The 24,139-nt window shown below is 70.2% G+C and carries 20 protein-coding genes and 1 pseudogene; 13 read left to right on the forward strand and 8 right to left on the reverse strand.

Annotated features, from left to right (window positions below; genetic code table 11):
• Positions 1–273 precede the first annotated feature (273 nt).
• Positions 274–662, reverse strand: a pseudogene (locus AC068B_RS21620) (cupin domain-containing protein).
• 410 nt (positions 663–1,072) lie between these two features.
• On the opposite strand from AC068B_RS21620, the gene AC068B_RS21625 reads away from it, so the two are divergent.
• Positions 1,073–1,642: a zinc metalloprotease gene (locus tag AC068B_RS21625; RefSeq protein ID WP_478673299.1), complete on the forward strand. Its 570-nt coding sequence runs from the start codon at positions 1,073–1,075 to the stop codon at positions 1,640–1,642.
• A 75-nt stretch (positions 1,643–1,717) separates the two neighbouring features.
• Positions 1,718–2,284 (forward strand): hypothetical protein, encoded by a 567-nt coding sequence (locus AC068B_RS21630; RefSeq protein WP_478673300.1) that lies wholly within the window; start codon positions 1,718–1,720, stop codon positions 2,282–2,284.
• A gap of 126 nt (positions 2,285–2,410) precedes the next feature.
• Here the strand turns inward: AC068B_RS21630 and AC068B_RS21635 are convergent, their stop codons facing one another.
• Both AC068B_RS21635 and AC068B_RS21640 read right to left on the reverse strand, forming a co-directional pair.
• Positions 2,411–3,016 (reverse strand): GNAT family N-acetyltransferase, encoded by a 606-nt coding sequence (locus AC068B_RS21635; protein WP_478673301.1) that lies wholly within the window; start codon positions 3,014–3,016, stop codon positions 2,411–2,413.
• Between the two features lie 145 nt (positions 3,017–3,161).
• Positions 3,162–3,737: a CGNR zinc finger domain-containing protein gene (locus AC068B_RS21640; RefSeq protein WP_478673745.1), complete on the reverse strand. Its 576-nt coding sequence runs from the start codon at positions 3,735–3,737 to the stop codon at positions 3,162–3,164.
• 102 nt (positions 3,738–3,839) lie between these two features.
• Between AC068B_RS21640 and AC068B_RS21645 the strand changes: the two genes are divergently transcribed.
• Positions 3,840–5,099 carry an MFS transporter gene (locus AC068B_RS21645; protein ID WP_478673302.1) on the forward strand — a complete coding sequence of 420 codons (1,260 nt, stop codon included), beginning with the start codon at positions 3,840–3,842 and terminating at the stop codon, positions 5,097–5,099.
• On the opposite strand, the gene AC068B_RS21650 is transcribed toward AC068B_RS21645, so the two are convergent.
• Complete coding sequence (locus AC068B_RS21650; RefSeq protein WP_478673303.1) at positions 5,096–6,016, reverse strand: 2-phosphosulfolactate phosphatase; 921 nt, start codon at positions 6,014–6,016, stop codon at positions 5,096–5,098. The two genes, AC068B_RS21645 and AC068B_RS21650, sit on opposite strands and share 4 nt — an antisense overlap.
• A 91-nt stretch (positions 6,017–6,107) precedes the next feature.
• Here AC068B_RS21650 and AC068B_RS21655 point away from each other — a divergent pair, with 91 nt between their 5' ends.
• The 4 genes from AC068B_RS21655 (at position 6,108) to AC068B_RS21670 (ending at position 9,199) form a co-directional block, all read left to right on the forward strand.
• Positions 6,108–6,524 carry a VOC family protein gene (locus tag AC068B_RS21655; protein WP_478673304.1) on the forward strand — a complete coding sequence of 139 codons (417 nt, stop codon included), beginning with the start codon at positions 6,108–6,110 and terminating at the stop codon, positions 6,522–6,524.
• 190 nt (positions 6,525–6,714) lie between these two features.
• On the forward strand, positions 6,715–7,869 hold the full coding sequence (locus AC068B_RS21660) for a hypothetical protein (RefSeq protein WP_478673305.1): 1,155 nt from the start codon (positions 6,715–6,717) through the stop codon (positions 7,867–7,869).
• A 7-nt stretch (positions 7,870–7,876) separates the two neighbouring features.
• Positions 7,877–8,644: a serine/threonine-protein kinase gene (locus AC068B_RS21665; RefSeq protein ID WP_478673306.1), complete on the forward strand. Its 768-nt coding sequence runs from the start codon at positions 7,877–7,879 to the stop codon at positions 8,642–8,644.
• Positions 8,645–8,728: 84 nt separating this feature from the next.
• Positions 8,729–9,199 carry a DIP1984 family protein gene (locus AC068B_RS21670; protein WP_478673307.1) on the forward strand — a complete coding sequence of 157 codons (471 nt, stop codon included), beginning with the start codon at positions 8,729–8,731 and terminating at the stop codon, positions 9,197–9,199.
• Positions 9,200–9,483: 284 nt separating this feature from the next.
• On the opposite strand, the gene AC068B_RS21675 is transcribed toward AC068B_RS21670, so the two are convergent.
• Entirely contained in the window at positions 9,484–10,071 is a 588-nt protein-coding gene (locus tag AC068B_RS21675; RefSeq protein ID WP_478673308.1) for a MarR family winged helix-turn-helix transcriptional regulator, read from the reverse strand.
• 141 nt (positions 10,072–10,212) lie between these two features.
• On the opposite strand from AC068B_RS21675, the gene AC068B_RS21680 reads away from it, so the two are divergent.
• The 3 genes from AC068B_RS21680 to AC068B_RS21690 all read left to right on the forward strand — a co-directional run bounded on the left by AC068B_RS21680 (position 10,213) and on the right by AC068B_RS21690 (position 12,190).
• Positions 10,213–10,962 carry an SDR family NAD(P)-dependent oxidoreductase gene (locus tag AC068B_RS21680; protein ID WP_478673309.1) on the forward strand — a complete coding sequence of 250 codons (750 nt, stop codon included), beginning with the start codon at positions 10,213–10,215 and terminating at the stop codon, positions 10,960–10,962.
• A gap of 24 nt (positions 10,963–10,986) precedes the next feature.
• Positions 10,987–11,307: a hypothetical protein gene (locus tag AC068B_RS21685; RefSeq protein WP_478673310.1), complete on the forward strand. Its 321-nt coding sequence runs from the start codon at positions 10,987–10,989 to the stop codon at positions 11,305–11,307.
• 67 nt (positions 11,308–11,374) lie between these two features.
• Positions 11,375–12,190 carry an SAM-dependent methyltransferase gene (locus AC068B_RS21690; RefSeq protein ID WP_356255947.1) on the forward strand — a complete coding sequence of 272 codons (816 nt, stop codon included), beginning with the start codon at positions 11,375–11,377 and terminating at the stop codon, positions 12,188–12,190.
• A gap of 52 nt (positions 12,191–12,242) precedes the next feature.
• Here AC068B_RS21690 and AC068B_RS21695 read toward each other — a convergent pair whose 3' ends face one another.
• Entirely contained in the window at positions 12,243–12,668 is a 426-nt protein-coding gene (locus AC068B_RS21695; protein ID WP_478673311.1) for a pyridoxamine 5'-phosphate oxidase family protein, read from the reverse strand.
• A gap of 298 nt (positions 12,669–12,966) precedes the next feature.
• On the opposite strand from AC068B_RS21695, the gene AC068B_RS21700 reads away from it, so the two are divergent.
• Genes AC068B_RS21700 through AC068B_RS21710 form a run of 3 tightly spaced genes read left to right on the forward strand, consistent with a single transcriptional unit; the run spans position 12,967 to position 21,695 of the window.
• A complete protein-coding gene (locus tag AC068B_RS21700; RefSeq protein WP_478673312.1) occupies positions 12,967–16,686 on the forward strand; it encodes a hypothetical protein in 3,720 nt (1,239 codons plus the stop codon).
• Between the two features lie 2 nt (positions 16,687–16,688).
• On the forward strand, positions 16,689–20,837 hold the full coding sequence (locus AC068B_RS21705; protein WP_478673313.1) for a hypothetical protein: 4,149 nt from the start codon (positions 16,689–16,691) through the stop codon (positions 20,835–20,837).
• A 9-nt stretch (positions 20,838–20,846) separates the two neighbouring features.
• On the forward strand, positions 20,847–21,695 hold the full coding sequence (locus AC068B_RS21710; RefSeq protein ID WP_478673314.1) for a chymotrypsin family serine protease: 849 nt from the start codon (positions 20,847–20,849) through the stop codon (positions 21,693–21,695).
• A 35-nt stretch (positions 21,696–21,730) separates the two neighbouring features.
• On the opposite strand, the gene AC068B_RS21715 is transcribed toward AC068B_RS21710, so the two are convergent.
• Positions 21,731–22,762 carry a hemolysin family protein gene (locus AC068B_RS21715; RefSeq protein WP_478673315.1) on the reverse strand — a complete coding sequence of 344 codons (1,032 nt, stop codon included), beginning with the start codon at positions 22,760–22,762 and terminating at the stop codon, positions 21,731–21,733.
• Positions 22,759–24,108, reverse strand: coding sequence for a hemolysin family protein (locus tag AC068B_RS21720; protein WP_478673316.1), 1,350 nt, complete (start codon positions 24,106–24,108; stop codon positions 22,759–22,761). The genes AC068B_RS21715 and AC068B_RS21720 overlap by 4 nt, the downstream gene beginning before the upstream one ends.
• Positions 24,109–24,139 lie beyond the last annotated feature (31 nt).

Consider the following 24,139-nt stretch of genomic DNA (forward strand, 5'->3'; position numbering starts at 1 on the left):
GACAGAGAAGACACAACACTTCACCACCACAATTCCCCCCACCCACCCCGGCCCGGAGCAAAACATTCCGGAACCAGCCGAACACACAAACAACAACACCCCCCACCCCACACCCCGAACCCCACACCACAGAAAAAGAAAGAACACACCGACACCCCCCACCCCACCCACCAACCAAACACCCACCCCCACACACCCACCCACACCAACAATTCATTTTGCCGTCACAGAGATTTCGTGCACGCGCCCCTCTGCTGCGTCTCCCCCTCTGCTCTACTGCACTTCCTCCTCTGCGAGTTGGTACAGCTCCGGCACAGAGACCTTGATCGGCTCTTGCGTGGTCCGGGCGATGACGACCACCGCGGGTTCGTCCGGGTCGGGGTTCTCCTCCCGGTGCGGGACGAACGGAGGCACCAGGAGGAAGTCTCCGGGGCCTGCCTCGACCCGCACCTCCTTCGTGCCGTCGTGGTAGACGAACACCAGGTGGCCGCTCACCACATAGATGCCCGCCTCTGACGCGCCGTGATGATGGTTGTCGGTCGCGCTCAGCGGCGGGTTTTCCACCATGCCCATCCAGAGCCTCTTCGAGCCGACCGTTCCTCCGTGATGGCGGCGTAACCGCCCAACTCACCGGCTCGGACGTGGTGAACGCGATTACCCAGCGGCCCCTTATCGTTGACGCTTCGCGGTGTGCTGTCGCCCCATGGTCGTACTCATCATGCAACTCCCCGCCTTCCGGCTTGCTTTGACTGGGCATCAGCCCGCCTTCATGCCCTCCATTGCGGCAATCAAGCTTGCTGTAACGGCAATTTCCGCCTGGCCGATGGGGCGCTGGAATGTCTCGCATACGAGTGACGCTCCGCCTGTCCCGGCCTGACCCGAGGTCTCGGCGGGCTACGAAGACCCCATGGCGTGATCTTCGATTGGAGCCCGCATGCGTACACCCCTCACTGCCACCCACAGCACCACGTCTCGCGGAACTCACGGAACTCACGGGGCTCACGGAACTCGCAGATCCTGCAGATCCCGCACTCCTCCCCCACCGCCCTCGGGCCCGCGCCCTTCATGCGCTTTGCTGACCGCAACAGCCCTCGCCGTCGTCCTCGTCACCGCGCAGCCCGTGACCGCGCAGGCCGCGACCGTGCGGACCGCGGCGCCCGCATCGTGCATCGACGGGCTCAGGGACTCACGTGCGCGTTCGTCCGTGGACGGCGACGAGATCGCCTGGGAGGACGAGACCCGGTTCGATGACGCACGGCGGCACGCCCACCGGGCCTGGACCCGCAACGGACTCCATCGGGTGAAGTTCCCCGCCGACGACGCCAGCCGGATCGCTGACCTGGAATGGTCGGACGTCAACACCGCCCGAGCTCCGTGGAAGAACATCCTCGGACGCTGGAAGGGAATGCCGGGCACGGATGCCGTCCAGCTCAACAGGGCGTACCTGGGGGCGGGCAAGGCGTACGGGGACACCAGGTCCCGTCGGATGATCGCCGCGCACGAGCTCGGTCACGCCCTGGGGTTCTGCCACAAGAACCCGGCGGCCTACCCCTCGTTGTTGGCACCGAGCACGTTCGACATGCCGTCCGACGGCAGACCGACGCCGCGAGACCGGAAGAACTATCACGCGCTGTGGGGCTGAAGGACCGAAGTATCGATGGATCGATGGATCGATGGATCGATGGACAGTGGAGCAGATGGGTAGAGGGGGAGAGCCATGAGTGATCTTCTGCGGCGTCTGGCGGTCGCCACGGCAGGAATGACGGTGCTGGCCGCTGCCGTCTGGGGTGCGTACGGCCTCGCCGGGCTCCAGGAAGGCGGCAGTTCCGGAGAAGCCGTCACGCTCTACGATCCGCGTGACGCCCGGCAGGTGGCGGGGACCGCCGACGATGTGTTCGCAGGCACCGTCGTGCGCCGTAGCGGGGAGCGTGACGTGTACGGCGTCTTCTCCGACCTCTACGCCGTGCGCGTCGGTCACGTGTTCAAAGGGCACCTCCGCGGCACCGTCGCTGTCAGCTACGAACAGGGCCATGAACCACTGGCCGAGGGTTCCTCCTACGTCTTCGCCACCGGGCAGGTGCCGGACGGACGGAGCCACGCCGTACTCCTGGAGACGACCCTCTCCCCTATCACTGGTCTGACCGCACCCGCACACGCCCCCTCCCCCGATTCCGCACCCGCCTCCGTCCCCGCCATGTCCGCCGTCAGCGCGCCCGCGGGACGGACGGTCGCCCAGTACTGGACTTGGGCCGTGCGCCACGAAATCGACGTCTCGCCCCGCTGAGCTGGTGGGCGTCAGTTGGCCCGACTCGCTCTACCAGCATCTGGCCAGCTACGGCCGTATGGCCTGACCTGGCCTGACCTCAGCCGGTGGGCTCTACGGATCTGCACATCCGCCGCCTCAGCGCCTTCAGCTGCGGAGCAGCGCAAGCTCGTTATCGCTGCGAGCGGGATCCGCGGCAGCGGGGACTGAATGGCCGGTTCGCTTGAAGCCGACCTTGCCGTACATCGCCTCCGCCCGGGCGTTGTCCTCGTGCACGAAGAGCCGGACGCGTTCGACCGGCGGCTCGGTCAGCGACCAGGACCACTCCAGGGCCGCTTGCAGGAGGTCCTCCGCGATACCGGTGCCGCGCGCCTCGGGCCGGACGAAGACGCCCACGATGTGCGTCTGGAGAACTTCCGGGACGTCACCGAAGAAGCACTCGACGCCGGGCTGTTCGACGAGAACGGACACCGTGCCGAGCCAGCGCCCCTCCGCAGCCCCCACAGCCCCCGCAGTCCCCTCAGCCCCCTCAGCCCCCGCAGCCCCCTCAGTCTCCGCGACGAACTGCCGGACTGTCCTGCCCTCGGCAGCCCCCGCGGCACGGTCCTGCCAGAAGCCATCGGGCTGGGCAGCGGCCTGCTCACGTGTCTCGTGGAACGCGAGATGCGCGACCGGATCCCGCAGCGCGTCCAGCCGCAGCGCCTTGATCCTGGCCCAGTCTTCGTGCCGTACCGCCCTGATGACGTGCTTCATCCGCCGATCCTCGCATCTGCCCTGGCGCTCGTCGCAACTGAATTCACGTTGCCCCCTGGGCTCCGTGCCAGCTCTGGTGTCAGCACCCGAAGGGCTTCCAGCGCCGCCACTACGACTCAAGCCCAGGAGCCTCGCCGCACCCCACCTATCCGCTTGCCGCTCTCCGCGCCCGGTGGGCGGCCGCCTTGACGCGGCTCTGGCAGGCCGGGGAGCAGAACTGTTTGGCAGCGTTGCGGGAGGCGTCGACGTAGACGCGATCGCATTTCGGGGCCCGGCAGATGCCGAGGCGGCCCGCGAGGTCGCTGCCGAGGGCCAGGGCCAGAGCGGTGGCGCAGCCTGCGCTCCAGCCGATGGCCAGGGAGTCCTCGGCGCCGTGGAAGTGGACCTGCCAGGGTTCTCCGGGCACGCGGTCCAGTTGGGGGCGGGCGCCGGTGGTGCGCAGGAGGGTGTTGAGGGTGGCGGCCGCGGCATCGATGTCTCCGCTGTCTACAGCGGAGAAGACCTCACGCAGTTGCCCGGCGGTTCGGGCCAGGAACTCGGCCGGTCCCTGTCCGACCTCCTCGCGACTGAGGCTGCCGGGCGGGAGGGCCGCCAAGACGGCGTCGGGCAGGTCGGTTTCGCGCGGCGCCACGTAGGTCCTTCCGCGGCGAGCGCCGTCGGTCAGTTCGTTGACGAGTGCGACGGCCACATCCAGCAGCGTCGCGATGTGACTGTCGAACATCACTTGACCGGTCACCCCTTCGAGATCTAACGTCCGTGACTGCCATTATACAATTCGTCAGTCACGATGTCAGTCACGACCGGGGGGGGAGGGGGCGGGTCTGTGCGACGTTCTCTGGGCGCCGAGCAGGCGTTGCCGCGCACCGTGTGGTGGCTCATCGGCGCACGAGCCGTCAACCGGCTCGGAGCGTTCTCGCTCTCCTTCCTCACCGTGCTGATCACCACGCAGTACGGGGCGAGCACCGCGACCGCCGGGTTGATCTCAGCCGCCTTCGGGCTGGCGACAGTCCCCTCCCGGCTGGTCGGCGGGCACCTGGCGGACCGGCTGGGGCGGCGCCGCACCATCGTCGTCGGACTGGTCGGCTGCGCTGTCGCCCAGTTCGGCATCGCCGCGGCGGACAGTCCGGCCATGGCAGCCGCCTTCGTGGTGCTGCTGGGCCTCGTCTTCGAACTCTACGAGCCACCGAGCCAGGCAATGATCGCCGACGCGGTGGGGCCCGCGGAACGTACCCGTGCCTACAGCCTCCTCAACGCCGCCCTGGCCGCGGCGGGCATGGGCGCAGGCCTGCTCGCCGTGGGGCTGGGCCAGTGGGGCCTGCGCTGGCTGTTCGTCACCGACGCCGTGACCTGCCTGCTCTGTGCTCTCGTCGTACGCAAGGCCCTTCCCGGTGACCCGCCGCGGGCCGTCCAGGCTGCAGCCGAAGCCGAAGCCAGGGGCGGGGACGGGGGTGAAGTCGAGAGCGTGGCAGTCGCCCCGTGGCGCGACTCCACACTGCTCGCCCTCCTCGCCGCAGGCACCCTGTTCGCCCTCGTCCACCTTCAGATCATGGCCACCCTGCCCCTGGCACTGGCCCACCGCGGACTGCCACCCGCCGACGCCGGACTCCTGTTCACCACCTCGGCCCTCACCATCGTCCTGGGCCAACCCCTGCTGCGGCTCAAGCCGATCACCACGCTGTCCACACCCGTCGCCTTCGCCACCGGCTACACGTTGCTCGCCGTGGGCGTGGCCGGATACAGCACCGCACACACCCTGAGCGCCCACCTCGCGCCGACGATCGTGTGGAGCCTGGGCGACCTCGTCCTCGTGGGCCGGGCATACACACTCGTCGCGGGTCTGGCCCCGGTCCACGGCACCGGTCGCTACCTCGCCGTCTACGGAACCAGCTGGGGCATCGCAGGAATCGCCGCCCCGTTGATCGGCACCCAACTCCTCCAACGCTGGGGACCGACCGCCTTGTGGCTCACCATGTCCGCGGTCTGCCTCACTCTGGCGATCACCCAGCCCCGCCTGGCCCGCGCCGCCGCCGCGCGCACATCCCATCCGGCCGCGAGCCCGCCGACGAGAGCCTCCTCGGGCTAGCACAAAGCCCGCCGGCTCCTGGGTCCCGACCTCTCAGACTCCCCGGCTCCCCGGCTCCCAAGCCCCCCGGCCCGCCAGATCCTCAGCATCGATCGGAGAACGCCCCGTCGACCAGGACGGGTACCGCGGTCGGTGCAGGTGTCCGGTTCCGTGGCGACGGCGACGTCGTCGGCGAAGCCCCCGCCGATGAGTTCACGCCCGGAGACGCTGGCGGCCACCGCCGCGGCGACATCCGACGTCGCCCGGAACGCGGCCGCTGCCAGACTCGCTTCCGGTGAGAGCGTGAGCGTACGGGCGGGCGAGTCGGCATGTGCATGCACATGCACACGCGCCTGCGCCGCCCCGAGTTGATCCCGCAGCCCGGCGATTTGATCCTGCAGCCCGGCGATGACGGCGCCCGCGCCCAGCAGATCCTCCATGGCAGGCCGCAAGCTTCCGTCCGGCCAGCGTTCGCCGGAGGCGATCACCGCTATGGGGCGTTCCGTGGTCCCGTAGCCCTCGCGGACGAGCCAGTGGCTCACGGCCGTCGCGTTCCTGAGGGCTCCGGCGACCACGGGGAGCTCTCCGGCCGAGGCGGCGATGGCGGAGCCATTGGGTGAGGGGAGTACCAGGCGGGGCGTGAAGGGGGCGCGCCGCAGTGCGGCGGGAGAGAGGGACCAGGGTGATGCGGCCGTGGCCATCCGACGCCCCACCGCCAGGTCCGCGCCTACGTGGTCGGCGAACGTGGACGCCGTCCCGTCCCGCCAGCGGTACGGGAAGACCCGCGTTCCCGCCTCGACGGCGACCGTCACGGCCGTGGTGAACGAGAGCACGTCCACGACCACGACGCAGGCGGCATCCGCCGCCAGTCGTTCCGCCCCTGTGGGGCCCCACTCGAACCGGACCCCATGAGCCCTCTGCAGATACCAGTCATCCATGACCGACGATCGTGCCAGTCGCGCCTGTCATGCCTGTCATCCCTGTCGTGCCGCCTTGCCCCGACCCATGGGGCTGAGGCAGGCTCTGCCGATGGTCTCGATATTGCAGAATGTGGCGGTCGATTGCTCCAACGCCTATGAACTAGCACGCTTTTGGAGCGAAGTGACCGGTCGTCCGTTGCATCCGATGGACAGGCCCGGCGACAAGGAGACCCAGGTGATGCTGCCGGAGGGGCCGCTCCTGCACTTCAATCAGGTGACCGAGCCCAAGGCGTCGAAGAACAGGCTGCACCTGTGCCTGCGCCCGGAGACGACGCGCGAGGCGGAGGTCGAACGGCTGCTGAACCTCGGTGCCACCCTGGTCATCGACCGCCGGGAACCCGACGGCGCGGGGTGGGCCGTGCTTGCGGATCCCGAAGGCAACGAGTTCTGCGTCCTGCGTAGCGAGTCCGATCGGGCTGCCATGGCGGCGGCCGCGCCTCCCGTGCAGGGACACCGAGGCGAGTAGGCGCCGACTCGTTCACCACCCGCTGCGGAGCCGCGTACGTCACTCGTTATGGGGCCGCGTACGTCACTCGTTGTGGGCCGTAGAAGTCGAACGACAGCGCCCGAAACGGGACATAGCACCCAGCCCCCTCTTCCATCGACAGGTTCCCGGACCATACTGGTCGGGCCCCGATCACCTACAGAACGATTCCATGGCCAAGAACAGCACCTCCTCGACCACCGTCCCCGACACCGCGTGGCTGGGGCGCGGGCGCCACCTCGGGCCCGAGCCCGAGCAGGACGTCCGTCGCAACCTGATCGCCCTCAAGGCGGCCGGGGTGCTCGACGACTTCCTGGACCTCGACCCCAAAGAGGCGGCCCGCTCCACCGTCCTGCACCCGCGGGACGAGTCCGCCGACCCGGGCCCGTCCGCCCGGCGGCTCTTCGAGGCACGCTGGCACGTGACCGACGACATCACGGTGCGCGCCCAGCTGACCACGTACGACTCGGAGAACCGGCGCAAGGAAGGCGAGGGCGTCGCCTGGGTCCTCGCCGCCGAGGCGGAGCAGGTGTGGGACGCGCACTGGCCCTCCCCCGCCACGATGTTCTGGCCCGACAGCGACCAGGTCCCCTGGGACCACGACGCGACGTCCGACTTGCGCCTGCGGTCGACCAACCACCTGCCGAAGGACGACGACGAACTGCGGCACCTGCTGCGGGACTGCACCCGGCAGAGCTGGTACGTCCACGTCGTGGTGCACGAGGCGATGACGCCGGACGCGAAGGGGCAGCAGCCGATCTCGACGTTTCTGCCGCGCAGCCTGCGCCACCAGGTGGTCGAGCACCGGGGCACGCCGGAGCAGGCGCAGATCGCCGACTTCGCCATGAAGCGCGAACTGAGCGTGCGCATGCCCCGCGGTGGCGCCGTCGTACTGCCCATGGCGCCGCAGGGTCCGGAGTACGACGCGGAGCGTTTCACGGTGCGCTCGGTCTTCCTGGACGGCTCGGAGCCCACCGAACTCCTCGACAGGGTCAAGGAGTTCGCCGCGCTTCCCCGCCCCCTGTCGCCCGAGGCCGAGCAGGCTCTCACGCGGCTGCGCCAGGGCTGGCACCTTCTCACCCCTGAGGAGGAGCTGACGCACGCCCAGGACATGGTCACCAAGTACGCCGAGGCTCTCGACGCCATGACGACTTCGCGCGACCTGTACCGGGAGGCGGCCGATGCGGCGCAGGCCGCGTTGGCGGAGGTGTCCGGCGGAGACGGTACGTCCGTGCCGACCGCGACAGGGCAGGCCAAGACGGACGGCGGCTCGCCGCTGAACGCCTTCACCAAGGCGTTCGGCCGGTTCCGGGAACCGAAGAAGTAGGCGGCGGGTGCGAGAGCGGGGTGACAGCTCCAGCCCGAACGTGGGCTCGGACGCGGAAACGGAACCGGCCCCGCACCCGAGCGAGCGTCTCGCCGCTTACAGCGACGCTTCCACGGCCCTGAGCCTGCTCAGCGATCAGCAGCTGCACGGCCTCGTCGACTCCGCCGAACCACTCGGCGTCGGCATCGGTGGCAGCTCGGCCCTGCTGAACGTTGCCGGGACGCCGGTCTTCGCCAAGCGAGTGCCCGTCACCGCGAGGGAACTTCGGCCGGATCATGTCCGGTCCACCGCGAACGTCTTCGACCTGCCCGCCGTGTCCGCCACATCCTCCGTACCCGGCGGACCCAGCGCAGGCCAGGGCCTCCCGGACGAACTCGCCGACGTGGAGCGGGCCGTCGCTTATTGGGGAGGAGAGTCGGCGGTACGCCACCGCATCGAGGCCCTCAAGGAGGCACCGGCGAGCCTCGTGCTGTTCCTGGAGTACGTTCCCCGGACCCTGCACGAGTGGCTTGCCGAGCAGGTGCGCATCGGTGGCCGGGCCGCCGACCGGGCCTGCCGTCTGGTCGAGAAGGAGCTGGTGTCCGGCACCTCCTTCATGAACGACCGCATGCGCCGACGGAGCCCCTCCCCCGGCCGGTCCGGCGGAGGCGCGAGCGATCCTCGCCCGGTACGCGCCGCTCGCCGCGGTGGTGACGGAGTTCTACGGCAGGCTGCTGGAGGAGAGCCGGGAGATCCCGTACCCGCGCGAGGCGGTTCACCGGATCCTGGGTCCTAGAGCCTGGGGCATAAATCCGATGCGTAAGGGCCTGATCTCCCCTGATACTCGTTCGAGCCCAGAGAAGAGAACGGGGGAACCGAAGTGAAGCTTGCTGAGGCACTGGCAGAACGTGCGGAGGCGACGCGCCGCGTCGAGCAGCTGCGGGCGCGCGTCGTCAGCAGTGCGCGTTACCAGGAAGGCGAGACGCCCCCCGAGGACGCGGCCCAGCTGTTGGCCGACACCGGCGAGGTGCTCGACTCCCTGGAGTCGCTGATCCGGCGGATCAACCGCACCAACGCCACCGTGGACCTGGGCGAGGACGGCACGCTCACCGACGCGCTCGCGCGCCGGGACGTGCTGCGGCTGCGCCACTCCGTGGTCACCGCGGCCGCGGACGCTGCGGCGGGCACGGGCGACCGGGGGTACGGGCGGCAGCTGCGGTCCGAGCTGATGATGCTCTCCGCCCTGCCCGTCGCGGAGCTGCGCGGCCGGGCGGACGCGCTCGCCCGGGACATCCGCGAGATCGACGTGCGGATCCAGCGCGCGAACTGGGAGATCGACCTGCTGGACTGAGCCGGTTCGGCACGGCAGTCCCGCAGGGATGCAGGAATGTAGGGATGTAGGGATGTAGGGACGGACGATGGGGAGCAGGTAGCTGTTCCGGAGGCGTGCACACACCGCGGGTCGGCGGATTCCGGCCCACTCCTGGCGCGTGAAGAGCAACGCGGGGGTTCGACTCCCCGATGACAGTGCAGCTCAGCACCGCGTACAGGTGACAGTGCACCTTGCACAGCACATCACCACGTGCAGATCCGGGCAGTGAGGGCGGGTTCGGGGTTCCCCCCATCGTCGTAGTTTCAGATGTTGTCCGAACTCAGGCCCACCTGAGTGATCCGTTCGTCCCCGAGACTCCGCTGGACGTCCGCCAGGAGGACGCCCAGGAGTTCGGTGAGCCGGGCCTGCTGGTCGGCGGTGAGGCCGCTGATCAGGTCGGCTTCCCTGCCCAGTACTTGGTCGACCGTCGCCTCCACGAGCGCGTGGCCCGCTTCGGTCAGGGTGACCTCGACCGTACGGGGCTTGCCCTCTCCGGGGCGGCGGGTGACCAGGCCTTCGCGTTCGGCGCGGGCCACGCGCTGCGAGACGGCGCCCGCCGTGACCATGGAGAGTCGGCCGAGTTCGCGGGTGGTCAGGGTGTAGGGCTTCCCGCTGCGGCGCAACACGCTGAGCAGGTCGAGCGTCGCGGTGTCCACGCCCGCCCGGGCGAGAACCCGCCGCCGGTCGTCGCCGAAGAGCTTGGCCAGCTGCCAGATCGGCGTGACGATGCCGATCGACGTGGCGGGGGTGCCGGGGCGCTCGCGCTCCCAGGCTGTGGCGATGTCCCGTGCGGTGTACGCGGCGGTCCCGACCGCGTCAGAACCTCCCCCGCCCCGCTCAGCCTCATTCATCTCACCCACCCCTCCCGGCCCTCCCGGCTCCGTCGCCCCATCCCCCGTCGCCGCCTTGCCCATGCCGCGCCCCTCCCTCTCAGTGGTACGTTTACGTTTAGCTCTAAATTTAGACCTCAACGGAAGTTCGGAGCTCAGCTTATGACACGCACCATCCTGATCACCGGCGGCGGCACCGGCATCGGCCGCGCGACCGCCCGCCTCTTCGCCGAACAGGGCGATTCCGTGTTCGTTACCGGTCGCCGCCCCGAGCCCCTCGACCGGCTGGCCGCCGAGACCGGCGTACGTGGTGTGGTGTGCGACCACACCCGGCCCGAAGCGCTCACCGCCCTCCTCTCCGCGCTTCCGGAGCAGGTCGACGTCCTCGTCAACAACGCAGGCGGGAACACCGACTTCGACGCCGAGAGTCGGGCGCACCTCGCGGTCGGCGACAAGGCCGATCTGGTCGCGTATGCGCAGGCCTTCCGCGAGAACCTGGACGCGAACCTCGTCGGCGCCGCACTGACCACCCGGGCGCTGGACGGACGGCTCGCGGCCGGTGGGGCGGTCGTCCACATCGGGTCGATCGCCGCAGCGCAGGGGTCCGGCGCCGGAGCCTACGGCGCCGCCAAGGCCGGGCTCACCTGCTGGAACCTCGACCTGGCTCGTGCGCTCGGGCCGCGCGGCATCACCGCCAATGTCGTCGCGCCCGGCTACATCGCGGACACCGAGTTCTTCCGGGACCGGCTCGCGGACCAGCGGCGCGAGCAACTCGTGGCCGCGACCTCCACGGGCCGGGCCGGTTCATCGGCCGACATCGCGGACACGGTCGCTTTCCTCGCCTCACCCGGCGCACGCCACATCACGGGGCAGGTGCTGCACGTCAACGGGGGTGCCTACATGGCCTGTTGACCACCGGCCCCCCTCTACAGAGCCTTGAACCGGCGCCGCCGCCTGCTGAACGCGCTCGCCCTCACCACGGCGAGCGCGCCGCTCGGGGCAGGCATCGTGGCCTGGCGCACGGGCACACTGCCGTTCTTCGGCTCGCAGCCGTGCTGGGACTCCGTCGCGGATGAGGACATCGACGACCTGTTCGACGGCAAGGACACCGAGACCTCCGGAATACGCCCGGCCTGGGCGGACGACGGGGAGCTGCGGGGCAACTGCCGCATCATGCTCTCTCATGACGTGCGGCAACGCGGCGAACCGTCACGCCGAGAGACGACACGGACCGATGCCGGGAACTTAAGTGCGTAACGCAGCTGTTGCGACGTAGGTTGTGCGATGAACATTCCCCGCAACGGTTGAAAGACGGACGGTACCCATGACCGACCACGCCACCACGCCCGGTCCGGCGGCCCACCAGAAGATCGACACCTCGGTGCCGCACTCGGCCCGGATCTGGAACTACTGGCTGGGAGGGAAGGACAACTACCCCGTCGACGAGGCCGCAGGCGACGCGTACAGCGCCGTATTCCCCGGCATCGTCACCGTGGCCCGCAGCAGCCGTGCCTTCCTGCGCCGCAACATCACGCACCTGGTCACCGAGGCGGGCATCCGGCAGTTCCTGGACATCGGGACCGGTCTGCCGACGGTGGACAACACCCACGAGGTCGCCCAGCGGCTCGCCCCGCAGGCCCGGATCGTGTACGTGGACCACGATCCGATGGTGCTCACCCACGCCCGCGCCCTGCTGACCTCCACTCCGGAGGGCGCGACCGCCTACGTCGACGCCGAGCTGTCCGACCCCGACCGCATCCTGGCGGCCGCCGCGGAGACGCTGGACCTCACCCGTCCCACCGCCCTGATCCTCAGCAACATCCTGGGGCACATCGCCGACTACGACCAGGCGCGGGAGATCGTCGCCCGGCTGCTGGAAGGTCTGCCGTCCGGCAGCTACCTCTCGATCAACGACGGCTCGCGCGGCATCGACGCCACCTACGAGCAGGCTCAGGACGCCTACAACGAGACCGGTGCCGTCCCGTACTTCCTGCGTCCCGTCGACAAGATCGAGGCGTTCTTCGAGGGACTGGAGCTCCTGGAGCCCGGCGTCGTCTCCGTCCCCTTCTGGCGTCCGGACGCAGACGCTCCCGCCGCGGAGCCCATCGGTGAGCACGGCGGGCTCGCCCGCAAGCCGTAGGCCAAGCGGTCCGGGAGCCGTGAGCGAAGCGGTTCGCCAGCCGTGAGACGGGTCAGACGGAGCCGAGGTCCGCTGAGTACCAGCGCTCGGGCCGCAGGTAGTAAACGGTCTGATCGCCGTGCTCCTTGAAGGCGAACTGCACGTACGGCTCGACGTTTTCAGGCGCGAGATAGCGCGTCGAGATCTCTCGCAGCTGCTCGATGGTCGCCGCCTCGGTGCGGACCACCGGACCCTCCACGGAGACGTACCGGATGGTCGGCTCGACGCGGTCGACCATCAGCGAGATCCGCCCCGCGGCGGCGATCAGCCGCCCCTTCTTGGAGTCGCTGCCCGTCATCACCCAGAGGTCGCCGCCCGGAGCGTACTGGTACCAGATCGGCAGCGTGAGCGGTGCCCGTCCCTCCTCCGCCGTCACGGCCAGCGCTCCGATGTGCGGCTCGGACAGGAACAGTTCGCGTTCTTCGACGCTGAGGGGCATGGGGAACTCCTTCGTCGGTATCAAGCGCCTATCGAGTGGCAGTAGACCCCAACTCGCCCTCCCGTCCAGGTATTCCACCTTTTCGGACGGCGCCGCGTACCCCCCAGAGACTTTCAGCCGACCTCTTCACTCATTCGGGTGGTGGAGCGGTTCCGTCGCGCGTGGCGTCGGGTGAGTCCGAGAATCTGGGCCGGAGCCATCGTGCGGGGAGGGGACAGGGAGTACGTCCGAGGCCTGTTCCTCTGAGGATCGGCGCCACATCGTTCGGGTTTCCTGTTTCGCGTGACGGGAGAGTCACATGGCCGCGCCCCCACCGCCCGAGCCGTACCGGCTGCTACGGGCGACCGACCTGGTCGACCTGCATTTCGCGTTTCCGGGGCTGCGACTGGAGCGCCCCCTTCTAGGTCCACGACGGCTCATGCGCAAGGAGCCCGGGCAACCTGCCTTCCTGGTGGTCACGTTCGGCCCCCAGCACGTCGTCGAGCAGGCCTTCTTTGAAGTGAGCCCCGGCCTGCCGGAGACCGCCGCGGCGCCGATGGCAGGCACGGCACCGCAACCCGGCGCGGCACCGCCGCCCGGCAGCGAGCCGCACAAGCCGCCACCGGTCGCCTCCCGCATCGGCGGGCGCAGCCTTCTCGTGTTCAGCGTCGCGGCCGACGTGATCATCGAGTACACCGAAGCGGGTCTGCTCACCGCCATGCGGACCCTGCCGCTCCATGTCGTGGACGCCGCCCGGGAACCGGCCCCGGCGGCCCGCCCCGCGCACACCGCGGCCGACCGGCCCCTCGATGTGTTCCAGGCGCTGCGGCTGGCCCGGACGGCGGCGGAACTGACCGCGCGGCACGGGCCGACCGGCCCCCTCGCCGCACACCTCCTCGATGCCGAGCTCCAGGCCCAGCCATCGGCCGCATCCGGCCCGGACGCCGTCGCCGGGCCCGGCCCCGAGAACCCCCTGGCCGACCCTGCCCACCCGCGCACCGGCATCGAGCTGCCCTACCGGCTGCTCCTCTCCCCGCCCCAGACGGCGACCTGGACGCACCCGGCCTCGCTGCCCGACCCCGACGGCCGGGTCGAGCTCTGGCACACCCGGATGCCGACCGGGCACGCCCGCGCCGTGTGGACCCGTGACCCCGGCTTCGACCCGGCCGACCCGCACGCCCTGCCCGCCGGGGGCAACGAGTTCCGGATGGCGCTGGACCGCAAGGACCGGTCCTCGGTCGTGCAGCTGAGCTCCAACCGGAACCTGCCGGGCGGCTTCTCGCCCGCGCCGCTCGACGTCGACAACCTCGTGCTGTCGGCCATGGGCGGCTGGCTCGACTCCTTCGGCCGCTGGGACCGGCCCCCGACCGGGTTCGACGTCACCCAGTGGCGGCACCGCGCCGCGCTGGGCCGTGATCACTACGTACGCGTCATGTACCGCGGCCGGTTGTGGCCCTTCGGGCATCTGGCGGACCTGGTCAAGGTCACCGAGCGCAAGTTCGACCAGTCCCGACCGGACCGTGCCGCCTATCTCAACCAGCGGTTCTTCATCATGGTGCGCGAACCGGTGCGCGCCTACGGAAGCCGGGAGGACAACAGCGACCAGCAGCGGCTGCACCGGCTCTTCCCGTTCACCAGTGTCCGGCTGCTCACCCTGGTCACGCCCGACCTGCAGCAGCCGAAGACGATCCCGGGGCTCTCCTCGATCGGCGGTGACCCCGACGAGAAGCTCGCCTTCTTCCCCGTGTCCGCGACCGAGGATCCCTTCCAGTTCCAGGTGAGCATGACCGACCTGGAGGGGCGGCTCCTGGAGTTCCGTACTCCGATGGCCTTCGTCGGCAAGCTGGTGCACGAGAACAAGGCCGATGTGCAGGCGATCGTCGACCACTACCGGGGCCTGGTCACCGAACCGGCTCCGGAGCCACCGGACCTCAGCGATCCCGCGGTCCGGCGGGCCGTCGCGGACGTGCGGGGCCAGTCGATCGCGTACGCGCCCAGCCGCAAGCCCGGCGACACGACGCTGTCCACCGGGCAGCTGATCTGGGGCGCGGCGACCACGGAGTCCATCCTGGGGCTGGATCCCACCGATCACCCCCGGTTCGTGCCGACCGTGCGGTGGGCGCGGGCCGTGATCCCCGCGCTCAGTCAGTTCGGCGGCTCCGGGGCCGATGGGACGCAGTCGGTGTTCTATCCCGAGCCGTATGTGCGGGACGCCTTCACCGAGGCGAACAAGGGGCAGGTCTTCGTCGAGCTGGCCGCGCCCGTCGACCTGACGTTCCGCGGCTCCGGGCAGACCTCCGGCGCGCTCGCGCAGCCCAACTTCCCCGTCGCCGGGCTCTCCCGGCTCACTGGTCCCGTCGCCGCGACGACGCGCGCGGCAGCGGGCGCGGCGCCCGTCGACAAGTGGGCCAAGCTCGCCCAGGGCCGGTTCAATCCGCTGGACTACTTCGGCGAGCTGGCCGGGGCGAAACTGTTCGGGATGTTCCCGCTCACCGAGATGCTGAGCGAGATCGGCCTCGACAACCTGAAGGCGCCGAACTTCTTCACCGCGACGGTCGACGCGGTCACCGGCTTCCTCGGCGATCTCCGTGGGCTGCGTGATCTGCTCACGTCCGTCGAGGAGCAGTTCCCGGAGACCGTGGACCTGGTCCTTCGTACGACCGATGCCGCGGTGATCTTCGCGCAGGTCCTCGTGGACTACATCGTCAGCCAGTTGGAGGGCTCGCCGGAGCCGACCACCATCGAGGAGGTCGAGAACGCCTTCAACGCGTTCGCTGCCGCTCTCGCGGCGCTGCGCATCGGGCTGCCCGCCGGGGTCGACGCCGGGGTGCGGCAGTTGCTCGGGCGGATCGCCGACGTGGCCGCCACCTGGGACAGTGCGGTCGGTCAGGCCCTCGCCCTGAAGAAGGCGATCGAGCTGGCCGCGCTCGGCGCCAAGCTGCCGGACGTGGTCAATTCGCGGCTGCAGTGGCAGCCCGACATCAAGGCGTGGACTCCGGGCAAGCCGACGCCGACCGTGCCCGAGGATGCCGTGTTCTGGCCGACGGGGAAGCTGACACTCGTCACCGACCTGCGCGGCTCGCTCCGTCCGGACGTGCCGCAGGCCGCGGACGTCACGTGCACGCTGGGCAAGTTCGACCTGCGCATGGTGCCCGGTTTCGACGCGATCGTGCTCCACTTCGACGAGATCCGGTTCAGCATGCGCGCCGGGCAGAAGCCCGACGTCGAGGTGAAGTTCGGCGGCGTCGACTTCGTGGGCAACCTGGCCTTCGTCCAGACCTTGCGGAACATCATTCCGCTCGACGGCTTCAGCGATCCACCGGCCATCGCGGTCGACGGTTCGGGGATCCACGCGAACTACTCGATGCAGTTGCCGAACGCGGCCGTCGGCGTCTTCAGCCTGGAGAACCTCTCTCTCAACGCCGCGCTCTCGGTCCCGTTCATCGGGGACACGCCGCTGCAGGCCGGGTTCGCCTTCTGCCGCCGTGAGGCGCCGTTCCGGCTCACGGTGTCGATGCTGGGCGGCGGCGGCTACTTCGGGATCGTCCTGAATCCCAAGGAGATCGCCGTCCTCGACGCGGCCCTTGAGTTCGGGGCCGCCGTGTCGATGAACTTCGGAGTGGCCAGCGGCAGCCTGTCGGTGATGGCGGGCATCTACTTCCGGCTCGACCTGGCGCAGAACAGCGTCACCCTCGTCGGCTATCTGCGGGCGCGCGGCGAGGTGGACGTCCTCGGCATCGTCTCCGCCTCCATCGAGCTCTACATGGAGTTGGGCTACAAGGACGGGTACGCGATCGGCCGGGCCACCCTGACGATCAGCATCGAGATCGGCTTCTTCGAGACGTCGGTGACGATCAGCTGCGAGAAGAAGTTCGCGGGCAGCGGCACCGGACCCGCCGCGTTCGCCGCGGGCACGCCCTGCCCCGAGATCAGCCCGCCCACGTTCGTGGATCTGATGTCCCCGTACCCCGACCCGGTCACCGGCGCCCGGATCGACCCGGTCCTCGACTACTGCACCGCGTTCGCGGGGGTGGGCTGACCATGGACAGCATCCGATGGACCGTGCTTCCCGACGGTGTCGCCGACGCGGACACGGTACGTGTGTCCGTGCTCGTCAGCCCCAGCCTCACCGGGATCGGCACGCTCGGCCAGTCCGCGTACTTCGCGAAGTGGCCGGAGCGGCTCGCCGCGCTGCTTCCCTCGCTGTGGCTGGAGTTCGACAGCCCGGCGGGCACGCGCGTCACGACCCTGCGGCCGACGGGCCGCTATCCGGCCGCCGATCTCGCCCTGTGGCGGACCCTGTTCGACGGCTCCACCTTCGTACGGCCCCCGAAACGCCCGCCCACCGCGCTCGCCGCCGAGGAGCAGCGCACGCTGCGTTCCTATCCGGGCAAGCGGGTCCACGACGAGGTCACCGGGCTGTACGAGGCGGTCGCGGTGTACACCACGCAGAGCAGGCTGCGTACCGAATGGGCCCGGGAAGAGCGGTTGTTGTGCGAGGAGCCACCGACGGACCACCGCGGCTGGGAGCTGCCCGCGCTGTTCCGGGTGACCGACATGATCTCGGATCCGGTGCTCGAACTGGGGCGCAATCTCAAGGAGGGGTACGCGGTTCTGGAGGACGTGCTGCAGCCGCGCGGCCTCCGTGCGGCGGTGGACGACGACGGTCACGAGCCGCGCTTCATGGACCGTACGAGCGATGAGTACAACGGCGACAACAAGAGGATGCTGCCGCTGGCCGAAGCGGCCAGGTTCTACGACCGGGGCAAGGCGCCGTCTGCGCCCGGGCTCGCGGAGGAGCCTGCGCACCGGATCGACTTCCATGAGGCGTGCGGTCTGCTGGGCGACTATCCGGAGTTGCAGCGCCGGTTCGGGCTCGTGCTCGACCTGAGCTTCGCGATGCCCGCCGGGGTCGCGGACGGAGCGAAGGTCCGCGTGCACTTCGACGACCGGCTCCCCGAGTCCGGCGATCTCAACACCCCGGGCACGTGTCCTTGGACGCAGATCCGGTACACCCGGGGCAGCGTCTTCGAGGCGGCCGCCGGGGAAAGCCGGGTGATCAGCGACCGGATGCTGGACCTCGGCGACCCCGCACTCTGGCACCTCACCGAGCTCGACGTGGACGGGGCGGCCCTCAAGCACGTCGACTACGCACGTTCGATGGACGGCCTGTGGAGCGGTGGACGGCTGCCGTCGGGCACGGATTCGGTGGCCCAGCTGGTGTCGGGCACCGGCACCCCGGCGGCCCGCGGCGCCGGGATCACCCTGCTGCACACCGACCGCGACCGGCACCTCGCCGGGCTCATCGGCGCCGACGTGCGCCGCCAGGTCCACGCGGAGGAGGCCGTTCTGACCGCCGTGGACCTGCTGCGGGGCTACCGCGTCGACATCGGGGTCGTCGATCCGGCGACCGGCCGGGTCACGCAGTGGCGTTCGTTGCTGCGCCGCAAGGGCCGGTACACCATCCGCCGTCCGGGGCAGCAGCCCGTCGAGATCCAGGTGCGTCCGGACGAGGGCCTGGTGCGCGCAAGCGCGGTCACCGTCGACGCGGCGGACGACCGGCAGCTGTACGGGCACCAGGCCGTGTTCGGCTGGCACGGCTGGAGTCTGGCTGCGCCGCGGCCGGGCCGGACCATCGGCCTGGACGACCAGCCGAAGGCGCCGGATCCGCCCGTGTCGCCGGACGTGCCGCTGGACACCAAGTTCGCCCCCGAGCCCGGCTCGCTGCCCGCGCTGCGCTTCGGCCGCACGTACCGGATGCGTGCCAGGGTCGTCGACCTGGCGGGCAACGGACTCGACCACACGGCGAGCACACCGGACGCGGTCCACTCCGACGCGATCACGTACGGCCGCTGGGAGCCGGTCCCCCAGCCCGTGGTGATGCCGCTCCTGCCGTTCAACGAGGGCGAGTCCACCGAGCGCCTCGTCATCCGCAGCACCGTCACCGACGAGGGCCGCGAGGTCTCCACCGACGAGTACGCCCTGGACCGCTCGGACGTCCCCGACCATGCGGCGCATTCGGAGGTCGACGATCTGGACCGGCGGTACAAGCCGATCTCGGAGCGGCATGTGGCGCCGCCGAAAACCGCCCTGCAGATGGCCGAGGAGCACGGCGTGTTCGACGCCGCGTTCGGCCCCGACAAACCCGAGGAGGCCCGCGAGGAGTACGTCGCCGTCGCGTCCCGCGAGGCCGGGTCCTTCCTGGACACGAAAGTGCGGGACCCGGAGTGGCCCTACCGCGAGCACGATCTGCTGCGCGAGGGCGACATCCACATCGCCAAGCACAACGTGCACGACCCGCTGCCCCTCACCCCACTGCCCCTCCCCCGGCGCGGCGCCTGCCTGGCGCAGGGCGAGTTCGTGGTGCACAGTGCCGACCAGCTGTTCCTTCCGTATCTGCCGGACGTGCTTGCCGAGGGCGTCATGCTGCGCGGTCTGCCCGGTGACACGGGGAACCGCAAGATCCCGTTCCCCGGTCCGTGGCCGCAGGCCAAGCCGTTCAAGCTGCGCATCAGGGAAGGCGACAGAGAGCCCCACTGGCACGACGGCCTGAGTGAGCGGGTGCTTGAGGTGTTCCTCACCAAGGGTGAGATCGCCACGGTCCGGCTGAGTTGCTATGTCGACGCGGGGAAGCTGCCGCTGCTGCGGCAGTGGAGCCTGCTGACCGCATCGCCGTTCTGGGCGGATCTGCCCGCCGCCGACAAGGCATTCGTGACGCGGGCGAGCGCCGACGGCGAGAACTGGATGCTGACGCCCTGGGTCGAGCTGACCCTGGTCCACGCGGTGGAGAAGCCGGTGCTCCGCCCGGAGCTCGCCGACCTGGCCCCGCACCGCGCGGCCGAGCAGACCGCGGCGCAGCTGACGGGGAAGCTGACCAGCCACGCCGAGAGCAGCGGCCACGTCGAGCTGGACGCGCACTGGAGCGAGTGGCTGGACGACGTCGCCCGGCCCGAGCCGGTCCGGATCGACGGCCACACGCACCTCGAAGACATCAACCTGGCCTACACCGCGGACGAGGCACGCGTCGACCGCGCCCACGAGTTCGGCGACACCAGGCACCGCAACGTCCGCTACACCCCGACCGCCGTCACCCGCTTCCGCGAGTACTTCCACCCGAGCATCACCCAGGACCGGGCCAACGTCACCCGGGTCGGCCCGGCCGCCGCTCCCCTGCCCGTGCCCAGTTCGCGCCGCCCCGAGCCGCCTGCGGTGGCCTATGTCGTGCCGACCTTCCGCTGGCAGCGGACCGTCGACGAGGAGAGCCGCACCGTCACCCGGCACCGCCGCCCCGCAGGTCTCCGCGTCTATCTGAACCGGCCGTGGTTCTCCTCCGGGGACGACGAGATGCTGGCCGTCCTGCTCGATCCGGGCGGCACGGTCCTGCCGGACACGTTCGCCACCCGCTGGGGCGTGGACCCCGTCTGGGCCGATCCGACGGTCCTGCCAAGCCCCGCCGCCGCGCACTTCCCGAACGCGGCGAAGCGTCTGACCGGGCTGCGGCTCGCGGAGTCTCCCGACGCGGCGCCGGTGGCGGTCGACGCGGTGGCCTTCGCTCCGACGTTCCACCCGGATCGAGGGCTGTGGTACGTCGACATCGACGTGGACTTCGGCGACGCGGCCGTCACCAAGAGCACGTACTTCCCGTACGTGCGGCTCGCCCTGGCCCGCTATCAGCCGTACTCGGTCGATCCGCTGCACCTCTCGAAGGTGGAGCGCGCGGAGTTCGCGCAGCTCGTGCCGCCCCGCTCGGTCACAGGTCGCCGCGACGGCGACCGGCTCACCGTGCGGCTGGCCGGTCCGGCGACGTACAACGAACTCGGTGAGCTCAGCGGCACCGGCGTCGCCGCCGCGGCCGCGAGCCGCCGGGTCGTCGTGACCCTGCAGAGCCGGGCGACCCTGCAGACGGACGAGATGGACTGGAAGCAGGCGGGTGCTCCGGTGGAGCTGACGTGCCGGGCCGACGGCGGCTCGTTCGTGTGGGACGGGGGCATCGCCGTGCCAGGCGTGCAATTGCTGACCTCGTACCGGCTTCTCGTCCAGGAGTACGAGCTCTATCGCACCGACGCGGACACCGCCACGGACACCCTGACCGTGAACGGCGCCGCGGTGCCCGCGGCCCGGCGTCCGGTGCATGCCGACTACTTCGGTCTGAGCGTCGGCGTGCTCGGCCGGATCGACTTCGAGCTCTAGGAGGACCGGATGACAGGACGGCCTTTCGTCTACGGCCTGATGGCCCTGCTGCTGGTCCTGACGTGGTCGTCGCCCGCGTCCGGTGCCCCGGCGAGCCGGTTCAACGACCCGCAGCCGCATCGTGGCGGCGCCGAGTACCGCGTGACCTACGGCGGTCGGACGTTCGCCTGTTCCTCGGGGTTCGCCATGCGCAGGGTCGAGGGCGGCAAGCGCGCCATGGCGACCGCCGGGCACTGCGCGCCCACCGGGACGGACGCGACCTCGGGAGAGTTCCGGTTCGGCACGTTCCTCGCGTCGTTCAACAACGAGACGGTGGACGCCGCGCTGATCAGCGGCACCCGCATCAAGCCGCAGGAGTACGCGCCGACCCTCTGGACGGACGGCGGCACGCCGAGCACGCCCGTCGCGCGCCGCGTCCTCGGGAAGGCGGACGGTCCCGTGGTCGGGCAGAAGGTGTGCGTCAGCGGCAAGGTGACCTTGCTGGTCTGCGACATCGAGGTGTACCACCTCACCCGAGGCGAGTCCTGCGACGAGGAACATCCGGATGTGTGCACCGGTGGCTTGGTCCTCGCGGGCAAGGAGGGCGTGAACATCGTGCGCCAGGGCGACTCGGGAGCCCCGGTGTTCGTGCCGATCGACACGGAGATCGACGGGCACAAGGTGTACGGCGCGATGCTCGTCGGCATGCTGGTCGGGGGCGGGCCACGCGTCGAGGGAGGCCCTGAAGACCTGATCACGTTCCACACCGTCAAACAGGTCGAGTGCGCCCTGGCCGCGAGGGTGCTGACGACGTCGGAGGCGGAGTCCGGCGACACGACGCCGCCGCCTCGCCGGGAGGACTGTCCGACGGCAGGGTAGTCGGAACCTCTGGTGGCTGTAGCCGTGCGGTGTGGTCAGGCCGCTTGTGGGCGTGGTGGGTGCATCAGGCGGGCCAGCAGGTCGTCGAGGGTGACCATGCCGGTGAGGCGGCCGGTGTCGTCGCTGACGACGGCGAGGGAGGCGCGGTGTCTGCGTAGTTGTTCGATGGCATGGCCGACGGTGTCCTTCGCGGCCAGTTCCGGGACGGGGCGTGCCAGTTCGCGGGCGGTGACCTCCATGCGGCATCGGGCGCGGGCGATCAGGGCGTCGCGGGCGTGCACGGAGCCGAGGACCAGTGGGCCTTCGAACACGAGGAGGCGGCTGCGCTCGTGTGCGGCGGCCGTGGTGAGGACCTCGTCGATGCCCGCCGCGGCCGGGACCGAGATGATCTGTCCGGCCGGTGTCTGGAGGTCGCCGACCGGCGAGTGCGGTTCGGTGAGGGAGTTGGTGATCAGCTCCGAGTCGTTCTCGCTGATCAGGCCGAGGCGTGCGGACTCCTCGACGAGGTGGGTGAGCTGTTCGCGGTTGTGGACCGGGGCGAGCTCGTCGCGCGGGGTGACGCGGCAGAGCCGTACCAGGGCGTTGCTGACCCTGTTGAGGAGTCCGATAAGCGGTCGTACGACCTTGACCACCGCGCGGAAGGCGGGCGAGAGGAGCATGGCCGAGCGCTCCGGGTGGGCGATGGCCCACGATTTGGGTGCCATTTCGCCGACGACCATGTGCAGGAAGACGACGACGAGCATCGCGAAGGCGAACGAGACGCCGTAGCTGAGGCCGGTGGGCAGGCCCCACTTGTGCAGGAGCGGGTCGAGTTCGTGGGAGATCGCGGGCTTGGAGATCGAGCCGAGGCCCAGGGTGCAGACCGTGATGCCCAGTTGTGCGCCCGCGAGCATCAGGGACAGCTCGCGCATGCCCGCGAGTGCGGCCTTGGCGCCACGCTGTCCGTCGGACGCGGCCTTCTCCATGCGGTGGCGTTTGGCGGCGACGAGCGCGAACTCGGCGGCCACGAAGAAGCCGCTGCCGATGAGCAGCAGGACCGTGATGAACAGTGCCATCGGGAAGCTCATGCGTGCGGCTCCTCGTCGTTCGACCCGTTGAGGAGGGCCTCGGGGAGCCGTTCCAGACGCACCTGCTCGGCGACGTGCCGCTCCAGGGTGCGTACGTCGATCACCACGGTGTGCCCGTCGGGCAGGTGCACGGTGAGTCTGTCGCCGACGGACGGGAAGCGGCCGAGCCGGTCGACGATGAATCCGGAGACGGTGTCGTAGTCGTCCTCCTCGGGCAGCTCGATGCCGGTGGCCTCGGCGACCTCGTCGAGGCGGCGGCCCGCGTCCACGAGCCAGCCCCGTCCGTCGGGGACGGCCAGCTCGACGACGGTGTCGCTCTCGTCGGCGATGTCACCGACCAGTTCCTCGGCGATGTCCTCGTACGTCACGATGCCCGCCACGCCTCCGTGCTCGTCGAGGACGACGGCGAACTCGTCGTCGCGGTGCCGCATCTGCTCGACCGCTTCGGGCAGTTCGAGGGTGTCGGGCAGGAGCAGCGGGCGTCGGGCGACCGCGCCTGCCGTCGTGTCGGCCAGGCTTCCGGCGGGCAGCCTGGTCAGCTCGCGGATGCCGAGGACGCCGCCGATGTCGTCGGGGTGGTCGCCGAGGACGGGATAGTTCGAGTGGCCGTGCCGGGCGATCAGCTCGATGGTGTCGGCCGCGCTCGCCTCCTTGCGGACGAAGACGGCGTCGGCGCGCGGCACCATGACTTCGTCGAGGGTGCGGTCGGAGAATTCGAGCGCGTGGTCGAGGAGGGCCGCGGTGTCCTTGGGGAGCTTGCCCTGCTCGTGGGACTCGCCGATGAGGTGGCCCAGCTCCTCCAGCGTCGCGCCGTGGTGCAGCTCCTCGACGGGTTCGATCCCGATGCGGCGCAGCAGCCGGTTGGCGGCGCTGTCGAAGATCCGCACGACCGGCCCGACCACCTTGAGATACGCGAGGGTGGAGGCCGCCAGGGATGTGGCGAGGCGCTCGGGCACGGCGAGCGCGAGGTTCTTCGGTGCCAGCTCGCCGAGGACCATCTGGATGACGGTGGCAAGGACGAAGGCGAGGACAACGGAGATTCCGCCGATCGCGCCGTCGGGGATGCCGATCCCGGCCAGGGCGGGCCTGACCAGCGTGGACACGGACGGTTCCGCGATGAAGCCGACGACCAGGCCGGTGACGGTGATGCCGAGCTGCGCGCCGGACAGCATGAAGGAGAGCCGCTCGAGGACCTGCAGGGCGCGGGCCGCGCGCTTGTCGCCCGCTTCGGCCTCGCGGGTCAGGGCCAGGCGGTCCGCGGAGACGTACGCGAATTCCTGCGCCACGAAATAGCCGGTGCCGGCGGTGAGGACGAAGACGGCCAGCAGGCCGAGTGCTGCGCTCATCGGTGCGTCGGTGCGCAGGGGGGCGGGGGGG

The sequence above is a fragment of the Streptomyces sp. NPDC042371 genome, from assembly GCF_056437465.1.

Coding starts and splice junctions, on each gene's coding strand:
- AC068B_RS21630 (WP_478673300.1), top strand. CDS start 1,718: ATGAGTGATCTTCTGCGGCGTCTGGCGGTCGCCACGGCAGGAATGACG.
- AC068B_RS21635 (WP_478673301.1), bottom strand. CDS start 3,016: ATGAAGCACGTCATCAGGGCGGTACGGCACGAAGACTGGGCCAGGATC.
- AC068B_RS21640 (WP_478673745.1), bottom strand. CDS start 3,737: ATGTTCGACAGTCACATCGCGACGCTGCTGGATGTGGCCGTCGCACTC.
- AC068B_RS21650 (WP_478673303.1), bottom strand. CDS start 6,016: ATGGATGACTGGTATCTGCAGAGGGCTCATGGGGTCCGGTTCGAGTGG.
- AC068B_RS21655 (WP_478673304.1), top strand. CDS start 6,108: ATGGTCTCGATATTGCAGAATGTGGCGGTCGATTGCTCCAACGCCTAT.
- AC068B_RS21660 (WP_478673305.1), top strand. CDS start 6,715: ATGGCCAAGAACAGCACCTCCTCGACCACCGTCCCCGACACCGCGTGG.
- AC068B_RS21675 (WP_478673308.1), bottom strand. CDS start 10,071: ATGAATGAGGCTGAGCGGGGCGGGGGAGGTTCTGACGCGGTCGGGACC.
- AC068B_RS21680 (WP_478673309.1), top strand. CDS start 10,213: ATGACACGCACCATCCTGATCACCGGCGGCGGCACCGGCATCGGCCGC.
- AC068B_RS21690 (WP_356255947.1), top strand. CDS start 11,375: ATGACCGACCACGCCACCACGCCCGGTCCGGCGGCCCACCAGAAGATC.
- AC068B_RS21695 (WP_478673311.1), bottom strand. CDS start 12,668: ATGCCCCTCAGCGTCGAAGAACGCGAACTGTTCCTGTCCGAGCCGCAC.
- AC068B_RS21700 (WP_478673312.1), top strand. CDS start 12,967: ATGGCCGCGCCCCCACCGCCCGAGCCGTACCGGCTGCTACGGGCGACC.
- AC068B_RS21705 (WP_478673313.1), top strand. CDS start 16,689: ATGGACAGCATCCGATGGACCGTGCTTCCCGACGGTGTCGCCGACGCG.
- AC068B_RS21710 (WP_478673314.1), top strand. CDS start 20,847: ATGACAGGACGGCCTTTCGTCTACGGCCTGATGGCCCTGCTGCTGGTC.
- AC068B_RS21715 (WP_478673315.1), bottom strand. CDS start 22,762: ATGAGCTTCCCGATGGCACTGTTCATCACGGTCCTGCTGCTCATCGGC.
- AC068B_RS21720 (WP_478673316.1), bottom strand. CDS start 24,108: ATGAGCGCAGCACTCGGCCTGCTGGCCGTCTTCGTCCTCACCGCCGGC.